This window comes from Sphingopyxis sp. Q841 (assembly GCF_052384365.1).
GTDB lineage: Bacteria > Pseudomonadota > Alphaproteobacteria > Sphingomonadales > Sphingomonadaceae > Sphingopyxis > Sphingopyxis terrae_A.
Window position 1 is genome coordinate 1,028,859 of the sequence record NZ_JBQSUM010000002.1, and the last position, 17,580, is coordinate 1,046,438.

Consider the following 17,580-nt stretch of genomic DNA (forward strand, 5'->3'; position numbering starts at 1 on the left):
ATCCGTAGGGTCGGCCATAATCAGGACGCGTATCATTTACCCGCGGCAAGGCGCATGGCGGCGCCGCCGCCGGGCGCGAGCCACAGGGTATAGCTATCACCCTTTTTCACCTTGATCCTGTCGTATGCGATGCTGTGCCGCGCATCGGTCAGATAAGTGGCGCCGTCGCCGTCCTTATAAATCGTCGCGACGTAGGTTCTGCCCGGTTCCAGAAAGTCGAAGCGCAGCGTCAACGTCCGCGCCGTCGCATCGTTGACGCCGCCAACATACCAGTCAGCACTGTTGCGGTCCTTGCGCGCGAAAATAGCATAATCCCCGACCTCGCCCGCGATCAGGTGGCTTTCCGACCAGTCGGCCGGCACTGTCGAGATGAAATCGAGCTCGCGCGGAAACTTCTCCAGCGTTTCGGGGAAATCGGCCGCCATCTGGATCGGCGAATAGATGGCGAGATAGAGGCCGAGCTGCTTCGCCAGCGTCGAAGCCAGCGGCGCATGGTTCGCACCCTCGAGACTGAGGACCCCTGGCGTGAAGTCCATCGGCCCCGACAGCATCCGCGTATAGACGAGCGTCGGTTCGTGATCGGGGCCGTTTGCGAAGGCGCCCCAGGCATTATATTCCATGCCCCGGGCGCCTTCGCGTGCGACCCAGTTGGGATAGGTGCGGCGAAGGCCGGTGTCCTTCACCGGCTCGTGCGGATCGACCGCCACATGATATTTGGCGGCGGTCTGGACGACCTTCAGATGATGCTGCACTTGGCGCTGGCCGTCGTGCCACTCCATCGCAACGCTGTCGGCGGTGTCGCCCGGCGCGATGATGCCGCCCGCGTCGGCGACATAGCCGGTCTTGACCGTCCCGACGCCGAGCCGGCCGTACAGCTTCATCGCATCGTCGAGCTGCGCCTCGTAAACCTTGATATTCCCGCCGGTTTCATGGTGTCCGATCAGCTGGACATGCTTAGCGCGGGCATAGTCGGTAACCGCCTTCAGGTCGAAATCGGGAGTCGCCTCGGTAAAGCTGAACTCGTCGCCGTGGCCGAACCAGTTGCCGTTCCAGCCCTTGTTCCAGCCCTCGACCAGCACGCCGCCGAAGCCGTGCTTGGCTGCGAAATCGATCGTCGCTTTCGTGCGCTCGGTTGTCGCGCCATGCTTCGGCCCCTCGGCCCAGGTCCAATCGCCGCGGATCATGCCCCACCAGATGCCGACATATTTCATCGGCTTGAACCAGCTGACATCGCCCAGCTTGTTCGGTTCGTTGAGATTGAGCTCGAGGTCGCTTTCGACCAGCCCCGCCGCGCTGTCCGCAATGCGGATCGTGCGCCATGGCGTCGCGAACGGCAGGTCGCGCACGACGCGCGGCCCCTTCGACGAGGGTGCCAGCGTGGCGCGGAATTTCTGCCCTTCGGCGCGCTTCAGCCACATCCCCGAATAGTCGACGAGCGCTGCCTCGTGGAACGACAGATGCGTCCCGTCGTCGAGCCGCACGGTCATCGGGGTGTGTGCGGTGGCGACGGCATCGACCGGCGTCTTTTGATAGATTTGCTCGTACCGGTTCCACTCGCCGGCGGTGATCCACCACGCCGTGCCCTTGGGCACCAGGTCGAACTCGGTGATTTCGTCGGCAATCTTCGCGGTCTTGAGCCCCGCCTGCTCGGGGAGCTCGTAGCGAAAGCCGATGCCGTCGTCGAACAGGCGGAAGCGGACGTTCATCGCATGGCCGCCCCAGCTTTCGTTCTGGCGCAGGCGAACGAGCAGTTCGTTGTGGTGGTCGCGCACGAAGCGGCGTTCGCCCCAAGGCTGTTCCCAGCGGCTGTCAGCGCTCGCGCGCTCGATGCCATCGATCGCGAAGCCGCGCTGGAGGCCGATCCCGTCGGTGAGCAGGAAGCCGAGCTTCGACGGCGCGAACAGCAATTGCCCCTTGCGCGACAGCGACCAGGTCGGCCGCTGATCGTTGTCGGTCGCGACGGTCAGCACCAGGCTACCGTCGGGCGAGGTTGCGGTGACCGACGCGGGCGCCTCCTGCGCGACGGCGGGTGACGCGGCGAGAAGCGCGAGCGGGGCAAGGCGAAGCATGGACATCAATGTTCGATCCGGATCCAGAGGGCACCGCAAGGCGGCAAGGTGTCGGCGTCGGCCCCATTGATCGCCACGATCGGCGTTCCGCCGCGATGCTGCGCGGCAATGTCAATGGACTCCCCGCCGAGGTTGAAGAGGCAGCGGATCGTTTCGCCTCCGGTCACGCGGTCGAAGACCAGCAGGTCGCCTTCGGCCACCCAGCCGCCGTCGCGGCCGTGACGGAGCGCGGGATGCGCTGCCCGCAGCGCGACGAGCCGCCGCGTCAGGTTGAGCAGCGACGCGGGGTCGCTATCCTGCCGGTCCACCGCGAGGCCGGCGTGCGCGTCACCCAGCGGCAGCCACGGACTGGCGGACGAAAATCCGGCATGCGCCGCATCCCCCGCCCACGGCAACGGCGTCCGCGCGCCGTCGCGCGACAGGGTCAGCGGCCAGTTCTTCAGCGCTTCGGGATCCTTGACCATCTCGAACGGGATATCGACCTGATCGAGCCCCAGTTCCTCGCCATTATAGATGATGATGTTGCCGCGCAGCGCACACAGCAGCGCCATCTTCATGCGCGAATAGGCGGCGGCATCGACGCCGGCGGGCGTCCAGCGCGACACCGCGCGCGGCGCGTCGTGGTTTTCAAAGGCCCAGCTCGGCCAGCCGATACCCGGCGCGTCGGGCCATTGCTCGGCAGCTTCGCGAACGAGCTTCGGCGTCAGCCGGTCGGCGTAGAGGAAGTCGAAACCATAGGCGCTGTTCAGGCGCCGGTCGCCCGCGGTGAACAGCTTCATCTCGCGCACCGCATCGTCGCCGCCAACCTCGGCGACGGTGAAGCTGCCGCCATATTCGTCGGTCAGCGCGCGAATGCGTTCGAGGAACAGCGGGATGTCGGGATGCGACTGGTTGTAGATTTTCAGCTGAAAATCGAACGGCCGGGTGCGGACCTTGTTCGACGGCGGCGCCGGCGGATTGTCGCGCAATTCGGGATCGTGCATCGCAAAATTGATCGCGTCGATGCGGAACCCGTCGACGCCGCGGTCGAGCCAGAAGCGGACCACGTTCAGCAACGCATCCTGCACCGCGCGGTTGTGGACGTTGAGCTGCGGCTGGGTCCCCAGGAAATTGTGCATATAATATTGGCCGCGCCGCGCGTCCCACGTCCATGCCGGACCGCCGAACACCGACTGCCAATTAGTCGGCGGCGAGCCGTCGGGCTTCGCATCGGCCCAGACATACCAGTCGGCCATCGCATTATCCCTGCTCGCGCGGCTGGTCGCGAACCAGTCGTGCCGGTCCGACGTGTGTGCAAAGACAAGGTCGGTCGTCACCTTCAGACCCAGCGCGTGCGCGCGCGCGACGAGCGCGTCGAAATCGTCGAGCGTCCCGAAGATCGGATCGACGCCGTAATAATCGGCAATGTCGTATCCGAAATCGTCCATTGGCGAGGGATAGAAGGGCGACAGCCAGATTGCATCGACACCCAGCGAGGCAACATAATCGAGCCGCGCGGTGATGCCGGCCAGATCGCCGATCCCGTCGCCGTTTGAATCGGCAAAGCTGCGCGGATAAATCTGGTAGATCGCCGCGCCCTTCCACCACGGCAGGTCGGCGTCGGCGACGGCGTGCGGTTGTTTGGCAAGGCTATGGTTCGTCGTCACGCGTCGTTTTTCCGCTTATTCGTTGGCCTGGCATATGGCGGTGCCGAAGGCGGGGAGAGTGAGGGACAGGCTGCCCGGTGCGGCGGCGTGCGCCGGGCAGTCGCCAAGGAGCGACGTAAAGGCCGCGCTTTTCATGTCGATGGCAATATTGGCCGAGACGGGCGTTGCAGACGTATTGAACGCCAGTAGCACTTCGCGGCCGGAGTCGGGATCGAACCGCGAGACCGCGAGCAAGCCCGGCTTTTCCGAAATGGCGCGCAGCTTCGTCGTCCCGTGCAGCAGCGCGGGCGTCTTGCGGCGGATAGCCGAAAGCGCCGCGATCTCGCGGTAGAGCGGATGCGCCGGGTCGAAATTAGCCGACGCCGTGGTCGCATCGGTGCCGATCAGATCGTTGTCGTTATAGACGTCGACCGTCGAGGCGAACATGTCCTCGCGCGCGAGCTGGTCGCCCCCGTCGGACACGAAGCCCTGCTCGTCGCCATAATAGATCGTCGGGACACCGCGCAGCGTCAGCAGCATGGCATGGCCCAGCATCACGCGCTTCAGCAGGTCGTCGGCGCTCGCACCGGGGTTTGCCTGCTTCACGAACATCGCGAAGCGGCCCATGTCGTGGTTGCCGAGGAAGGTCGGGAGTTGCAGCGCCGCGGCCGGCCCGCCCTTGTACAGCACATCGCCATCGAACAGCCGTTCGAACACGGCGGTTCCGGTTGTTCCGCCGACCGCATCGATCACCGCGCGCGCAAAGCTGAAGTCGAGCACCGCTGGCAATCCCGCGACGCGCGTGTGGCGCGCCAGCGATCCGGGGTCGACCGCGTCGTTATAGACTTCCCCGAAGATGTGGAAATTCGGAATCCCCCGCGCTTTCGCCCGCGCCAGCATCGCGGGCACGAAGGCCTGCCAGAATTCGGGGTTCACATGCTTCGCGGTGTCGATGCGGAATCCGTCGATCCCGAACGCGTCGATCCAGCGGCCATAGATGTCGATGAAGCCCTGCACGACCTTCGGATCCTCGGTCGCGAGATCGTCTAGCCCTGCAAAATCGCCATAGAGCGCAGACTCGCCAACCCAGTCGCTGTTGCCGCGATTATGATAATAGATCGGGTCGTTCAGCCACGCCGGCACCTTGGCCTTTTCCTCGCCCTGCGGCACGACGGGCGTATAGGCGAACGATGGATCGGTCAGCTTTGCCCAGTTTTCGGGCGAGCGATCACCGTCGCCGACGAAACCCCGATTGATCGCCGCGCCGCCGGCACCGCCGCGCCGTGAAAAGGGATAATCGGCAAGGCTGCGATAGCGATACCCCGTCCCGTCGCCTTCGGTGTAGCGAATGACGTCGGCGGTGTGGTTGGTGATGATGTCCATATAGACCTTCATCCCGCGCGCGTGCGCCGCGTCGACGAAGGCCCGGAATTCGTCATTGGTCCCGAAGTGCGGATCGACGCGCGTGAAATCGGTCACCCAATAGCCGTGATAACCAGCGCTTTCGTCGCCCTTGGGTCCCTGCACCGGCTTGTTCTTGAAGATGGGGGCGAACCAGATCGCGGTCGCGCCCATCCCCTGGATATAGTCGAGCCGCTTCGTCAGCCCGGCAAGATCGCCACCGTGGTAGAAGCCCTTGGCCGACGGATCGTAACCGGTTGCGAGCCGGTCGCCCGTCAGTCCGCCGCGATCGTTGCGCGGGTCGCCATTCTCGAACCGGTCGGGCAGGACGAAATAGATCACTTCTTCGGTCGCGGGACGCGCGCGGACGTCGGCGAGGCCGGCCTGCGCCAGCACCGGAAGCGGCGCCAACATCAGCGCAAGCGCGGCGAGCCCGCGGATCACGCCGCCACCGCCGCGCGCGAGGTCGCCGCAAGGAAATCGTCATAGCTCGCCATTTGCGCGACCTCCGCTTCGACCATCGCCGCGACGCCGGCCATATAGCGCGCGAGGTCGTCGGCGCCGATCCCATCGGCGAGCGGATGCCACGCGCGCGGCGCAATCCCCTGCCCCACCAGCACTTGCAGCCAGCCCGATTCGGTGAACAGCTCCTCATGCTCGCGGAAGATGAGCCCCTGCGCGCGGAACAGCTCGATCTTCGCCGCGAGCGTGTCGGGAACCGGCATCTCTGCCCGGTCGCGCCAATAGGCCGTGTCGCGGCGCTCGGTCGCCTTGAAATGCAGGATGATGAAGTCGCGGATACGCTCCCACTCGAAGTCGCTCTGCCGGTTGAACTCGGCGGCGACGGCGGGGTCGGCAGCGCCCGATGGCAACATCTTGAGCAGCCGCGATATGCCGGCCTGCACCAGATGGATGCTCGTCGATTCGAGCGGCTCCATGAAGCCGCTGGCCAGGCCAAGCGCGACGACATTGCGGTTCCACATCCGGCGCCGCTTGCCGCTGACGAAGCGCAGCCGGTTCGGTTCCGCCTGCGCGGGTCCGTCGAGATTGGCAAGCAGGGTCGCGACGGCCTCGTCGTCCGTTACATGGTCCGAAGAATAGACATAACCATTGCCGATCCGGTGCTGCAGCGGGATACGCCACTGCCAACCCGCGTCGCGCGTCGTCGCGCCGGTCCACGGCAGCTGCGGCGTGGCGCCGTGCGCGCACGGCACCGCCACCGCGCGATTGTTGAGAAGCCAGTGCGACCAGTCCTCATATCCGGTTTCGAGAGCGTCCTCGATCAGCAAGCCCCGGAAACCCGAACAGTCGATGAAGAAATCGCCCTCGACAGACCGCCCGTCATCGCACGCGACGCCGGTGACATCGCCGGTCTCGCCATTCAGACGGACATCGACAACTTTCCCCTCGATCCGCTCGACACCGCTCACTTCAGCGCGGCGGCGCAGAAAGGCAGCGTAGAGCGCGGCGTCGAAATGGAATGCATAGGGCATCTCGAGCAGATGCGGCGATGTGCGCGGCGCGCCGCGCTGCATTCGCCGCGCGTACGCGGCCCGCTCGTTGAGAGAATAATGGTCGAGCGTTTCGGCCACCCCGGCCGCCCGCGCGCGCAACCAATAGTGATGGAACTCAAGCAGGCCGAGCCCGCGCCCGACCGCGCCGAAGGCGTGCATGTAGCGATGACCGGGCCGCGTCCAGCCGTTGAATTCGATGCCGAGCTTGATCGTGCCCTGCGTCGCGGCAAGAAACTCATCCTCGTCGATGCCGAGTGCGGCGTTGAACAGACGGATCTGCGGGATCGTCGCCTCGCCGACGCCGACGGCGCCGATCGCGTCCGATTCGACGAGCGACACCGACCAGCCCGCCGGCAAAAAGCGGCGCAAGCAGGCGGCCGCCATCCAGCCTGCCGTGCCTCCGCCGATGATAACTAGCCGCATGGGGGACATAAGATCAGCCTCTGCCCTGTAGCGCAACAAGAGGACGGGGGCGGCGCGACCCGGCCGCCCCCGTCAGGGAGGGTTCAGAATTTGAACGAAGCGCCCGCGAGGTAGCGGCTGCCATAGACCTGATAGTCGATCACCGCCCGGCTATCGCGCGGATCGTCGGTGACGAAGGGCTCGTTCGTCAGATTCTGGCCCTGAATGAAGAGCGACAGCCCCTCGAGCGCGCTGCCCGGCTGGAAGTCATAGCCGATTTGGGCATCGACGATCGTCTCGGCGCGGGCGCGGCGACGGACACGATTGCCGCCGAAGCCCGACAGCTCGCCGATGAAGCTCGACCGGTAGCGCGCGCTGACGCGAGCGTTGAAGCCCCATTTCTCGAAATACGCTGTGCCGTTGGCGACCCATTTCGAATAGCCGGGAATATCCTGGGCCGGCGCACCCGGCGTCGGCTGGATCTTGGTCTTCGTATAGGACGCACCGCCCGTCACGCCGAAACCGTCGAGCGCCGATACCAGCTCACCAAGGGGCAAGGTACCCGCCAGTTCGACGCCGTAAAGCTTGCCGCCCTTGCCGTTGATCGGGACGTTCGCGGTGCCCAGATAGTTCACGATGATCGGATTGCCGTTCACGTCGAGGCCCGGATCCTGGATCGGATAGCCGGTGAAATCGAAAGCGACGTCCTGATTGTAGATATAGCTCTTCAGATCCTTGTAGAAGAGCTGCACCGCCAGATAACCCTTCGACCCGAAATATTTCTCGAACGTCAGGTCGGCGGCATTGGCGCGCCACGGACGCAGGTCCGGGTTGCCCGCGTCGCCGCGGACGACGGCGCACTGGCGGCCGACGGGGCAGACGCCGTTGCCGACGTCGCCGATCGTCGTGCCATATTTCAGCGACGCGCGCATGTCGTCGAGGCGCGGACGGATGATCTCGCGCGCCAGGCTGAAGCGGACCACGAAATCGCTGGCGGTGCGCAGCGACAGGTTCAGGCTGGGCAGCACATCGACATAGTCGGTGCTCGCACGCTGCGGGATGCCCTGGATGTTCGGCGAACCGTTCGCATTCTGGCCGATATAGGCGGCGCTCGCACCGTTCGAGTTCTGGTCGGTGAAAATCGCCTGCACGCCGACATTCCCGGTCAGCACCGACGAACCCATTTCCTGGTCGATGTTGGCCTGGAGATAGGTGGTCATCAACTTTTCGGACACGTCGTAGGATTTGACCACGACGTCGCCATAGGGATTGGCGACCAGCTGGTAGATGCCGGCCGCGAGCAGGTCGCGCGGGTCGTAGCTGACGACGGGGCCCAGCCCGAGGTAGGACAGGTTGGTCGTGCCGAGGCGATATTGTTCGGGGATCGACACGCTGGTCAGGCCGTCGGTGTTGGCGACGAGACCGACAAAGGCTTCGTCGGGAACCAGGCTCTTGCTGCGATCGGTATAGTTCACGCCGAACTGCACCGATTTCAGGAAGCCGTCGAGCTCGCGTTCGACTTCGACGCGATATTGCCAGAGTTCGTCCTTGATGATGCGGTTGTTGTAATAGCCGTCCTGGCCGCCGCGGATGCGCGTACCGTCGACACCGGTCTGGTCGCCGCCCCAGCCGAGCGGGCTGGTGAGCTGGATCAGATCATAGTCGCCATAGTTCAGGCCGGGGCTGAACACGGTGCCGTTGCGGTCGCTGCTGAAGCCGATCGTATCGGTCGCGCCGACGCCCGCGCCGCGCCCGGTGCCGGCATTGCTTTCGAGGATCAGTTCGTTGCGGTCGGTCTTCGACAGGCTGATATCGGCGGTGACGTTCCAGCCGTTGTCGCCTTCCCAGCGGTTGTTCCAGCCGAAGCTGTAGAGCTTTGCCTGCCGTTCGAAGACGTCGTTGCGCACGACCCCCTCGACATTGGTGAAGGTGCCCGACCGCGCGAAGACATATTGGCCGCTGCTGTCGACGTCGGTGACATTGACCCCGGCGCCGCCGAAGGCGAGGGGCAGCTCGATGCCGCGCTTGATCTGGTCGTCCTTGAAGTCCGAATAGAAGGCATCGATCGTCGAGGTGAAATTGGGGCTCGGCCGCCACTGCACCGTGCCCTGCAGGCCAAGCCGCGTCAGCTGGGTCGAGGTCGCGTAGCTTTTCGACCCGCCGATGACGACCGGGTTCGCCGCGGTACCGTCGCCGGCATAGCCCCAAGCGTTGAATTCCTGGATCTGATAGGGTTCGTCGACATAGCTCGCCGACAATGCGATCCCCAGCGTGTCGTTCGCGAACTGGTCGACGTACACCCCGTTGACGCGGTAGCCATATTTCTTCGACCCGGCGTTCAGCTTGCCGATTTCGGCCCAGCTGCCGCGCCCGCCGACCGAGATGACGCGCTTGCCATAGTCGAGCGGACGGATCGTGCGCAGGTCGACGGTACCCGAAAGCCCCTGCCCGACGATCGACGCCATCGGGGTCTTGTAGACGAGCACCTGATTGATGACTTCGCTCGGATACTGGTCATATTCGACCGCGCGGTTGTCGCCGGTCGAGGTCTGTTCGCGGCCGTTGAGCAGCGTGGTCGAGAAGTCGGGAGCGAAACCGCGGATCGAGATCGCGTTCGAGCGCCCCGATACGCGCTGCGATGTCAGGCCCGGCAAACGAGCGATCGATTCGGCGATCGAGGCGTCAGGCAGCTTGCCGATATCCTCGGCCGAAATCGATTCGACCACCTGGTCGCGGTTCTTCTTGGCATTGACGGCGCTTTGCAGGCTGGCGCTGAAGCCGGTGACCACGATCTCGCCCTCGCCGCTCGAATCGTCCGCAGACGAAGCGCCGGTATCCTGTGCCAAGGCGACGCCCGGCGCGAAGACAATCGAGGCGAGGCCAAGTGCGAGGGCACTGCCGCCGCGGCGAAGGCTTTTGTTGTTTGTCATCTATGCTCCCCTGGCTTCGACGGGTTCGCGCGCCCAGCATCAGGGGAAGCGGCTGCCAGCCGCGACTATCCTCTCCGATGCGTGGGATGATCCCATCTTTCGCCCTCGCAATTGAGGCCAATCGGCTGCGAGGGCCATAGGGTATACGTATACGCATAATATGCGCATTCCCGACGTGTCGCCCAAATGCCACAGCGGCTGTTCGAAGCGCGATGGGACTTGCAAAATCTTGGCAGGACCGCGGTCGCCGGTTACTTTGTACGCGCTGAGCGACCAACGATAAGGGCGCCGCGACCGGGAGAACAGCATGGGCCGACCACCCTCCGTCAAGCCGACGAGTTTCGACATCGCCTATCTTGCCGGCGTCTCGCAGCCGACGGTCTCGCGCGCACTGCGCGGCAGCAAATCGGTCAGCGCTGCGACCCGGGCCAATATCGAACGCATCGCACGCGAACTGAATTACATGGTCGACAAGAATGCGTCGAGCCTGCGCTCGCAACGCACCCACACGCTCGCGCTGCTCTTCTTTGAAGATCCGACGCCTGACGAATCGATGATCAACCCCTTCTTCCTGTCAATGCTGGGATCCATCACCCGCGAATGTGCGCTGCGCGGATATGACTTGCTCATCAGTTTTCAGCAGATGCACAACGACTGGCACGTCGCCTATCAGGACAGCCACCGGTCGGACGGGATCATCCTGCTCGGCTATGGCGACTATCAGCTGTATCTCAGCAAGCTCGAGCATCTGGTCGAGATGGGCACTAATTTCGTTCGCTGGGGCTCGGTGTCGAGCGATGGGATCGGGTTGACGGTCGGGTCGGACAATGTCGGCGCGGGCGAACAGGCGGGAGCACACTTGGTGGAAATAGGCCGCCGGGCGATCGCCTTCCTCGGCGATGCGTCGGACCATGCGCCCGAATTCCAGGACCGCTACACCGGCCTGTGCCGTGCGCTTCGTGCCGCCGACATCGTGCCAGATGCCGCGCTTCAACGCGACGCGATATCCTCGGAGGCATCGGGCTATGCCGCGGCGCAGTCGTTGCTCGCTGGCAGAAAGCGATTCGACGCGATCTTCGCGGCAAGCGACCTGATCGCGATCGGCGCAATGCGCGCACTCTCCGAAGCAGGGCTGAAACTCCCGCAGGATGTCGCGATCATCGGCTTCGACGACATTCCCGCCGCTGGCCTGACCTCACCGACGCTCACGACGGTCATGCAGGACATGAAGGGCGCAGGGACGCTCCTTGTCGATGCTCTTCTCGCCAGCATCGACGGGCGACCGGTCGAGCAACGCATGTTGCCCGCCCGGTTGATCAGGCGACAAAGCACAGCAGTTTAGTCAACGTATTCGTATGCGTGGTTGCCGCGCGCTTGCCCCGCACGCCACCCGCTGCAACACGTCTTGCCGACAACAGCCGTCAGCGGCCATGGGAGAGAGATGATGGAAAAGCCGCGGCAGGGTTTCGCCGGCATGTGGAACGTCAGTTTCGGCTTTTTCGGCATCCAGATTGGTTTCGCGCTGCAAAATGCGAACATGAGTCGCATTTTCCAATCGTTGGGCGAGGATATCGAGAAATTGCCCGGACTGTGGGTCGCGGCACCGCTGACCGGGTTGCTCGTCCAGCCGATCATCGGCCACATGAGCGACCGTACCTGGCTCGGCCGCCTTGGTCGGCGGCGCCCCTATTTCCTTGCCGGCGCCATGCTCGCGACGATCGCGCTGTTCCTCATGCCCGAAAGCCCGTCCATCTGGTTTGCGGCAATGATGCTGTGGGTTCTCGACGCATCGCTCAACATTTCGATGGAGCCCTTCCGGGCGTTCGTCGGCGATATGCTGCGCAAGGATCAGCACAGCATCGGTTATGCGGTGCAGACCGCCTTCATCGGTGCCGGTGCGGTCGTCGGCTCGTTGTTCCCGGCGCTGATGGAGGCGGCAGGCGTCGCCAATGTCGCGCCACCGGGGCAGATTCCCGATACGGTTCGCTATGCTTTCTGGTTTGGCGGACTGGCCCTGTTCCTCGCTGTGTTGTGGACCGTCGTTTCGACCAGCGAATATACCCCTGCGCAGATGGCTGTGTTCGAACCCGCGAATGCAGACGATGCTCCGACCGGGCCCGCGCTGGCGTCGCGCAGCCACATCGGCAACGTTGGCTGGATTGCCGCCGGGCTGGCAGTCATCCTGATTCAGCTCGAATTTGCGCTGCTGCGCGAGGTGCTGCTGCTCGGCACGCTGTTGATCGGTTATGGCCTGGCCAGCATGATTGCCATCGCGCTCGCGCGCCGCGGCTATGAAAAGAACATGCTGTCAAGCATCGTCGGCGACTTTGCAGGAATGCCGCCGCTCATGAAGCGGCTCGCGGCGGTACAGTTCTTCAGCTGGTCTGCGCTGTTCATCATGTGGATCAATACCACGCCGATCGTCGCCCAATATCATTTCGGCACGACCGACGCGGCCAGTGCGGTTTATCAGGCGGCGGGCAACTGGGTAGGCGAGCTGTTCGCGATCTATAACGGTGTCGCGGCCGTTGCCGCTCTGACGCTGCTGCCGTGGTTGTCGCGCCATCTGGGACAGGCGCGGACGCACATGGTGGGGCTGGCCTGCGGCGCGATCGGTTTTGCGAGTTTCTTTTTGCTGCGAGATCCGACGCAGCTGATCTTCAGTGAAATTTTCATCGGTATCTTCTGGGCCTCGGTCCTTGCCATGCCCTATGCGATCCTTGCGTCGAGCCTGCCACAGGCAAAGCTCGGCATCTACATGGGTCTCTTCAACATATTCGTCGTCATCCCGCAGCTTCTGGTCGCCACAGTCATGGGGTCGATCATGCAAGCGCTTTTTCCTGGCGAGCCAATCTATACGATGGCCTTTGCGGCGCTCGCCCTGATGATGGCGCTCGCCGCCATGGCGCGTGTCGACACGGCATCGATCACCCAATAACCGCCGCCCTGCTGCGGGTCGCGGCCGAATGTTCCGGCCCTCATCAGGCTTTTTGGGAAGGCAGGTGGTGGTCGTTACGTGATGACGTGGACAGCCTCTGCACTAGCGTATCCGTGCAACGATGCGGCCGTTGTCCTCTATGTTTCTCGAACTGCCCCGCGGCGACTTCCGGACAAGCCGGGCTGCCGACGAACTGCCCGATTTCAGATGCAACTGCGAGGGTCGGCCTTGATCAGCTTAGTGAGAAAACTGGGGTTTTCCGTCCCTTGGCTGAGGCACAGCACCGGCTGGCTGGGGCGGCAGGCCCAACTGGGAATTCACAAAGCATTGATGAAATCGTTTTCAGGTAAGCCTCTTAAAGAATACCCGCCTTTAGCCCGGAGTTTGAGTGAGCTTGTGCGAGCTATTTTGGCACGCCGCGCGTAAAATCGATGAAGCGTTCATCTCCTGCGGCAGGATGAGTCGACAGCATTCCGCGCAATGCAGCGGGCAAGATCCTGCGCCGGACGCCGCGCGAACCCTTGGAACCGGCACGAAAGAAGAGCCGGCTGAGCCGGCAGCGCCGCGATTTGAGGAGAGAGAGATGACGATCCAGACCTATCGCCAGCCGATGGCGCGGCGGCATTTGCTGCGCCTTGCCGCGACGCTGGCGGTCGCCGCCGCGGCTTTCGCGCCTGCCGTTCGCGCGATGACGCAGCCCGGAACCGGCGATGCCGCCATGCAAGCAGCCTTCAACTATGCCTGTCCCTTGTTCGAATTTGCGCGGATGGAACAGACGCTAACCGAATCCGTCGGCGGCCCGGGAACGCTCAACCGCATCAAGCAGCGCTCGCAGCTCTCCGATTATCGCTCGCGCAACGTCACCGCCCCCAACAACGACACCATTTATTCCTCCCTGTTTCTTGAGCTTTCGGGTGGGCCGGTCGAGGTGTCGATCCCGACGATGCGCGATCGCTATTTCTCGGTCGCGTTCATGGACGCGTTCACCGACAATTTCGCCTATCTGGAAACGCGTACGACGGGCGGCGAAGGCGGGCGGGTCTGGGTCGTCAGCCCCGATTGGAATGGCAAGGTGCCCGATGGCGTTCGGCTTGTGCAATCGACCACCAACGATGCCTGGATGCTCGCGCGCATTCTCGTCGATGGACCGGACGACCTTCCTGCCGCGGAAGCGTTGCAGCAACAGATCAGCGCGACTGTTGCCGCCGACCGGCCGCCGGCGCGGGGCTTCAACGTGCGCGCGGAACGCGAAGCGAGCGATGCCGCCAATTTCCTCGCGGTGGTCAATGAAATGCTCAAACGGTCGAAAGGCGGCGCGGGACAGCTGGTGCGCGCCCAACGCTTCGCGGCGCTCGGCATCGGCGCCGAAGCGCCGCCGCCCTCGCCCGCCCTCCTCGCCGCTTGGGCGGCCTATCTGCCATCGGGTATCGCTGGCCTGCGGCAGGGCTTTCTGTTCCGCGACCTGGTCGTCAACGGCTGGAGCTATCAGCCGCGGGGCGTCGGCGATTTCGGCACCAACGACCATCTGCGCGCGATGATCGCGCTCGGAGGCATCGCCGCGCTGGGCGAGCAGGAGGCGATGTATTTCCATGCGAACATCGATGCCAGCGGCGAGCGGCTGAACGGCGCCAACAACTACCGCTGGCGCTTGCCGCCCGGCGGCGTTCCGGCCGACGCCTTCTGGTCGCTGACCATGTATGATGCACAGGCGGACGGGCGCTATTATCTCGTCGAAAATCCCCTCGCTCGCTATTCGATCGGGGACCGGACACCAGGGCTGGTACGCGAAGCCGACGGCAGTATCGTCATCTTGATCCAACGCGATCGACCCGAAGGCGCAATGGCTGCCAACTGGCTGCCCGCCCCTGGCGGAACGATGCGCCTCGCGCTGCGCGCCTATATGCCGCGAGCCGAACTCATCGAACGCAATTGGCGCGTTCCGCCGCTGGAAAAGGTCGTCGCCAAACCAGCGCCGGTTCCTGACGCGATGCGCGAGGCGCATCGTTCTGCTCAATGCTTCGGCCATGGTCACTTTCTCATCAACGCCGCACTGGAAGCAAGCGTTTCGATCACGCGGACCGAATATGCCCGCCGCAATCCTACCATCGCGGCGCCTCGCCCTTCGAACGTTGATCGGCCCATTCGCAATAATGGGGCGCGAGCTCTGCGGGCAGGCCAGCCTCGAACCGGTCATCGAGGGGATAATGCGGCATGGCCTCGGCGATGGCATCGAGAAGGAGCAACCCCTGTTTGCGGTCCTTGCCGCGCTTCAGCGGGTTGCGCTTCGCCTGTCTCGACATCCACAGCTTCTGAAGCGCGAACCAGCGCGGATCGGGAGCGACAATGCGCGCGGGGCTACCGTCGCGGCAGATAAGAACCTGGTCGACGGGTCGTCCCTCAAGCAGCCATTCCTGTTCGGGAAGTGATATGGGTTGCGGCCTGTCGATCCGCGCCATGGTTCTCGCTCGCGAGGGCGCTGCCAATATTTCCACCTCATAGGCTTTGGCGTTGCGCGCCTGAAAGCTGCGCTCGGTATTGACCGTGAAGGTCGGGTCGACCGCTTTCAACAGGTCCCAGACGACCTGCGCATTGTGCTGTGGATCGGTCTCGGCCCACGCAAGATCGAAATCGGCGGTCTCGTCCGGAAGTTCGGGAATGAAGCCACCGGCCTCGAGCGCATAGGCGGCGACCGCATTGGTGCCGACGACGAGCAGGGCGCCGCCGAGAAGACCGCGCCGGTCGGCCTCGCGCAAAATCGGCCCGGCCTCGTTGGCGATCATTGGCACCCGCACCGCGCGGGCGATCGCGGCGCTCTCGCCAAGCGCAGTCCGGCTTGTCGCGCTGCGCGCCTTCAGCGTCTCCTTCTCATATTTATAAGCGTCAAGGCGCGCGGCCTGCTCATCGGACCAGGGACCAAGGCTCTTCGCATTGCCCCGGCGGTCGAGCAACTCGTACAGATAGGCGCGCCCTGCCACCTCCTTGCGCGCAAGATTATAGGGGAGCTTCGCGAGCCCGCGTTCGGCTTCGACCCAGACCTCGTACTTTTGACGCAAATTGACTAGTGCGCGCGCTTGCTCGTCGGAGAAGATCCTAATTGCCATCGCAAAATTATCCTGCAATTTTTGGATTGTGTCAATCGCAGGATAACTGTCCTATTTTCAACTGTTTAAATGGCGTATCCATAGTGTGAACTCGCCATTTGTCCTGCATAATACCCCCCGTATCGCAGGACAAGCAGCGCGCGAAAGATAGCCGCGCAGGTGCAGCGGGCCTTGATACCGACGAGGCACCGGCAGCTCCGCGAAGGACGCACTCACTCGCGTTCGGTGCGCTCCGGCAATATGGCAGTTTCGTCAACGGCGCGTGCAAACGCACCACCGTCCCGGGCGCGGATCTCGCGGCGTTCGTCCGGCAAAGAGCGCTCGGCGAAACGGGTGAGACGAGCGTCGTGAATCTCTCGGGCGTCGAGCGCGGAATCTCCAACGCAACACGGGCGAATAATAGTCGACAACAATCCAAGGGGAGAAAGTAGGGCACGGCTCTTGCTGTCAGGGCCGACGTAACCAGCCCACGCGGGCCGATATGGATGGAGCTTAATTCAGGAAATGGGGGCACGGTGCTGGTCGCAGAGCATAATGCGGCCATGTTCGGCTTGCAGGCGGATGCAGAAGGGCCGCAGTCGGGAGATTTCCAAGTTACCCCAAGGCGTTGACATCCAGTCGACCATCTGTTCACCGCGGACATGATTATGGACGGTGATCTCGGAATGCTTTTTTTTCACGACTCGCTCATCCCGCTCGACTTTCGCAACGGTCACCGCCGGATCGTGCGAAATCCAGATGCCGGCCTCGCGCCGAGAGCGGCTCTGTCGACCAAGGGTTCAGCATAAATCAGCATGCCAAGCTTTACGGGAGAATTTCGATGCTGGCCAGCCGCTGAATGGTCGCTTCCGTCTCGCGCATGAAGCGAACGTACAAGTGAGACTGGCAACCCCGAGCGAGCGGTCCGACAGCGTCCGACGACGATCACCGGCGCCTTGCTTTGCGCTAGGCGGGGCGGTTGGCGAGGATTGCATCCAAAAGGCCGGGAAAGCGTTGCTCGAATTCTTTGCGGCGCAGCCTGTTGATCATCTCGCGGCCGACCTGCGTCGTCTCAATCAGTCCTGCGGCCCGCAGCAACTTGAGGTGGTTTGACAGCGTGCTCTTGGGAATCGAGTCGCACGGCGCTGCGTTGGTGCAGCTCAGCTGCTCGGTGCCGGCCAGGCGCGCGACCATGGCCAGACGGTTGGGATCGGCGAGCGCATGGAGCGCCAGCTCGAGCGGCACGTCTTCCAGCCTGGGATGGGTGAAGCGGGGCATAGATGCAATATAGGCCCGCGACGCAATTTTAATAGTTCGGGAATATTGAACTATAGAATTGGCGATCCATCTTGTGCCTTGCCGGCAGCGCACGACGCCGTGATCGCGGGCAAAATTGGAGAATTCACATGTCACTTCTGGGCAAAAAAGCGCTCGTCACCGGCGGATCGCGCGGTATCGGTTCGGCGATCGCCAGGCGCCTCGCGGCCGATGGCGCGGCGGTCGCGATCACCTATTCGGGCAACAAGGCGGCGGCCGACGAGACCGTAGCGGCGATCGAGCGCGCGGGCGGCACCGCCTTTGCCGTTCAGGCCGATGCCTCCCAGCCCGGGCCGCAGCGGGC

12 protein-coding genes and 1 pseudogene are annotated in these 17,580 nt (G+C 63.7%); 4 read left to right on the forward strand and 9 right to left on the reverse strand.

All coding sequences use genetic code 11. From position 1 onward, the window contains the following. Positions 1–32 precede the first annotated feature (32 nt). The 5 genes from ACT17R_RS15260 to ACT17R_RS15280 form a co-directional block, all read right to left on the reverse strand. Positions 33–2,075, reverse strand: coding sequence for a glycoside hydrolase family 97 protein (locus tag ACT17R_RS15260; protein ID WP_186401057.1), 2,043 nt, complete (start codon positions 2,073–2,075; stop codon positions 33–35). Continuing rightward, the gene (locus ACT17R_RS15265) at positions 2,075–3,715 is read right to left on the reverse strand and encodes an alpha-amylase family glycosyl hydrolase (protein WP_444809750.1); all 1,641 of its coding nucleotides are present in this window, start codon (positions 3,713–3,715) and stop codon (positions 2,075–2,077) included. The genes ACT17R_RS15260 and ACT17R_RS15265 overlap by 1 nt, the downstream gene beginning before the upstream one ends. A gap of 15 nt (positions 3,716–3,730) precedes the next feature. Then, positions 3,731–5,509 carry an alpha-amylase family glycosyl hydrolase gene (locus ACT17R_RS15270; protein WP_234181000.1) on the reverse strand — a complete coding sequence of 593 codons (1,779 nt, stop codon included), beginning with the start codon at positions 5,507–5,509 and terminating at the stop codon, positions 3,731–3,733. Positions 5,510–5,535: 26 nt separating this feature from the next. Continuing rightward, positions 5,536–7,041 (reverse strand): tryptophan halogenase family protein, encoded by a 1,506-nt coding sequence (locus ACT17R_RS15275; protein ID WP_186401059.1) that lies wholly within the window; start codon positions 7,039–7,041, stop codon positions 5,536–5,538. Positions 7,042–7,115: 74 nt separating this feature from the next. Beyond that, a complete protein-coding gene (locus tag ACT17R_RS15280) occupies positions 7,116–9,941 on the reverse strand; it encodes a TonB-dependent receptor (protein ID WP_186401060.1) in 2,826 nt (941 codons plus the stop codon). 307 nt (positions 9,942–10,248) lie between these two features. Between ACT17R_RS15280 and ACT17R_RS15285 the strand changes: the two genes are divergently transcribed. Next, positions 10,249–11,283 carry a LacI family DNA-binding transcriptional regulator gene (locus ACT17R_RS15285; RefSeq protein ID WP_062900909.1) on the forward strand — a complete coding sequence of 345 codons (1,035 nt, stop codon included), beginning with the start codon at positions 10,249–10,251 and terminating at the stop codon, positions 11,281–11,283. Between the two features lie 102 nt (positions 11,284–11,385). Next, on the forward strand, positions 11,386–12,879 hold the full coding sequence (locus ACT17R_RS15290; RefSeq protein ID WP_186401625.1) for an MFS transporter: 1,494 nt from the start codon (positions 11,386–11,388) through the stop codon (positions 12,877–12,879). 403 nt (positions 12,880–13,282) lie between these two features. On the opposite strand, the gene ACT17R_RS15295 is transcribed toward ACT17R_RS15290, so the two are convergent. Continuing rightward, entirely contained in the window at positions 13,283–13,603 is a 321-nt protein-coding gene (locus tag ACT17R_RS15295; RefSeq protein ID WP_444809759.1) for a hypothetical protein, read from the reverse strand. 42 nt (positions 13,604–13,645) lie between these two features. Here ACT17R_RS15295 and ACT17R_RS15300 point away from each other — a divergent pair. Next, positions 13,646–14,728: pseudogene (locus tag ACT17R_RS15300) on the forward strand (DUF1254 domain-containing protein); the annotation flags it as partial. Between the two features lie 250 nt (positions 14,729–14,978). On the opposite strand, the gene ACT17R_RS15305 reads toward ACT17R_RS15300, so the two are convergent. From ACT17R_RS15305 to ACT17R_RS15315, 3 genes are all read right to left on the reverse strand, one after another. Further along, entirely contained in the window at positions 14,979–15,980 is a 1,002-nt protein-coding gene (locus ACT17R_RS15305; RefSeq protein ID WP_444809751.1) for a GSU2403 family nucleotidyltransferase fold protein, read from the reverse strand. Positions 15,981–16,477: 497 nt separating this feature from the next. After that, positions 16,478–16,696 (reverse strand): hypothetical protein, encoded by a 219-nt coding sequence (locus ACT17R_RS15310; RefSeq protein ID WP_444809752.1) that lies wholly within the window; start codon positions 16,694–16,696, stop codon positions 16,478–16,480. 229 nt (positions 16,697–16,925) lie between these two features. Next, complete coding sequence (locus ACT17R_RS15315) at positions 16,926–17,237, reverse strand: ArsR/SmtB family transcription factor (protein WP_062900914.1); 312 nt, start codon at positions 17,235–17,237, stop codon at positions 16,926–16,928. Positions 17,238–17,365: 128 nt separating this feature from the next. Between ACT17R_RS15315 and ACT17R_RS15320 the strand changes: the two genes are divergently transcribed. Then, the coding region (locus ACT17R_RS15320; protein WP_444809753.1) for an SDR family NAD(P)-dependent oxidoreductase at positions 17,366–17,580 on the forward strand (215 nt) is incomplete at its 3' end.